2 protein-coding genes and 2 pseudogenes are annotated in these 2,002 nt (G+C 73.0%); 2 read left to right on the top strand and 2 right to left on the bottom strand.

The window, feature by feature from the left end; genetic code table 11:
• Together F3J18_RS36960 and F3J18_RS36955 are read right to left on the bottom strand one after the other, a co-directional pair.
• A pseudogene (locus F3J18_RS36960) lies at window positions 1–255 on the bottom strand (cytochrome c); the annotation flags it as partial.
• A gap of 11 nt (window positions 256–266) precedes the next feature.
• Entirely contained in the window at window positions 267–629 is a 363-nt protein-coding gene (locus F3J18_RS36955; protein WP_166917110.1) for a DUF4148 domain-containing protein, read from the bottom strand.
• Between the two features lie 261 nt (window positions 630–890).
• On the opposite strand from F3J18_RS36955, the gene F3J18_RS36950 reads away from it, so the two are divergent.
• Entirely contained in the window at window positions 891–1,571 is a 681-nt protein-coding gene (locus tag F3J18_RS36950) for a heavy metal response regulator transcription factor (RefSeq protein WP_013691532.1), read from the top strand.
• Window positions 1,568–2,002 (top strand): annotated as a pseudogene (locus F3J18_RS36945) (two-component sensor histidine kinase); the annotation flags it as partial. The gene F3J18_RS36950 and the pseudogene F3J18_RS36945, both read left to right, overlap by 4 nt.

The raw sequence follows: 2,002 nt of genomic DNA, 5'->3' as shown, positions 1-2,002 counted from the left end.
GTAGCGCCGCGCGCCGGCGGCCAGGTTCGCCTCGCTCATCAGGTCGGGCGGGGCGACGATGCCTTGCGCGTGGCGGTGCAGCGAGTGTTCGTAGGTGCTGTGAAGCGCCCAGGCGACCAGCGGGTCGTGAGGCGGGATGGCCGAGACGTCGTAGTAGCCGGAATAGATGAGGCCGAGCGCGCCGGCCGCGCCGGCCAGTGCGGTGGCCGCCAGCGTCAGGCAGACGGTCTTGAGCGGGAAGCGGGAAGTGGACATGGGTGCGGCGCTCAACGGGAGAGGGCCGGTGCGCCGGCGTTCTCGACGCCGCCGTCATGCGCTGCGCTTGCCACGCTCGTCACGCCGGACGTCGTCGAGGCATGGCCGCCGGCGGCGTTCGCCAGCGCCGGCAGCGCTGGCGTCGCGGCCACTGCCGTCGCGCCGCCCGGCGCCAACCGCGCCTCGGCGGCCTGGATGTCGACCGGGAATTCGAGCGGCTCGCGCAGCGGATCGAAGCCGGCCTGCTCGACGCGCACCAGCTCGGCCCGCACCTGGGCGCGGCTCGTTTGCGCGTGGCCGGCCTGCGAATAGCAGGCCAGGCACGCGGCCAGCAGCGAGGCGGCGCGCGCCGCCCGGATCGGGAATCGCATCATGGGCTCCTTGCCCGCCCACCATGGGCGAGGCGGCCGCGTCGGGGTGGTCGACGGCGGGCCGATGAAGGCGATTCTGGCCGCGCGCGCGTCGCGCGATGCTGACGCGTTCATTACCGATTTGTCATCTTCGCGGCGCCGGGCCGCCCGCGCGGGGCGCCGCCGGCCCGCGCCGATTACATTTTCGTCATCCGCGCGCGAGGCCGGCCCGGGCGGCGCGAATCCCGGTACCATCGGCGCGTATCAACCTGGTGGGAGCGCGCGGTGCGAATCCTGGTAGTCGAAGACGAGCCGAAGACGGGCGCCTATCTGAAGAAGGGGCTCGAGGAATCGGGCATGAGCGTGGACCTGGCGACCGACGGCGCCGACGGGCTGCTGCTCGCCGAGGAGGAGCCCTACGACGTGATCGTGCTCGACGTGATGCTGCCCGTGCTCGACGGCTGGGCGGTGCTGCAGCGGCTGCGCGCGAGCAAGGCCACGCCGGTGCTGTTCCTGACCGCGCGCGACGATGTCGAGGACCGCGTGCGCGGGCTCGAACTCGGCGCCGACGACTACCTCGTCAAGCCCTTTGCCTTCGTCGAGCTGCTGGCCCGGGTGCGCACCCTGGCGCGCCGCGGGCCGCCGCGCGAATCGGAATGGATCGCGATCGGCGACCTGGAGATCGACGTGCTGCGCCGCCGCGTGCGGCGCGGCGCGACCCGCATCGAGCTGACGCCGCGCGAGTTCGCGCTGCTGCACCTGCTGGCCCGGCGCCAGGGCGAGGTGCTGAGCCGCACGCAGATCGCCTCCTACGTCTGGGACATGAACTTCGACAGCGACACCAACGTGGTGGACGTGGCGATCCGCCGGCTGCGCGTGAAGATCGACGACGAGTTTCCCGTCAAGCTGGTGCATACCGTGCGCGGCGTCGGCTACGTGCTGGAACTGAAGGACGAGGCGCCCTGATGCGCGCGCGTTCGCTGACGGCCGCGCTCGCCGTCGCCTTCGGCGCGATGACGCTGGCCGTGTTCGCGCTGGTCGGCAGCTACGTGTACCTGCAACTGGACCGGCAGGTCAGCGAGCAGAGCGACCTCGACGTGGTGCTGGCCGCGCGCCATGCGCGGCGCCTGGCCGAGGAACTGGCCTCGGCCGGGGACGTGCGCGCGCATGCCGAGCGCCTGAGCAGCGTGGTGTTCGGCAACAACGCGCTGTCTTTCGCGGCCGCCGCCGAGGACGGGGAACTGCTGGCCTCGCGCAATCTCGCGATCACCTTGCCGGGCGATCCGGCCGCCGCCGCGCAGCGGCCCGATGCGCGCGAGCTGGATGCCGGCGAGGACGAGCCGGCGCCGAAGGCGGCGAGCGGCGCCGAGGCAGGGCCCGGCCCCGACGCGCTTGGG

This window comes from Burkholderia sp. Ax-1720, from assembly GCF_011753035.1.
Lineage (GTDB): Bacteria > Pseudomonadota > Gammaproteobacteria > Burkholderiales > Burkholderiaceae > Burkholderia > Burkholderia gladioli.
The sequence above is the reverse complement of the archived record's forward strand: the minus strand, read 5'-3'. Positions and strand labels throughout refer to the sequence as shown.

Excerpts from the sequence above, each read along its gene's own strand:
- F3J18_RS36955 (WP_166917110.1), bottom strand. The coding sequence starts at position 629 with ATGATGCGATTCCCGATCCGGGCGGCGCGCGCCGCCTCGCTGCTGGCC.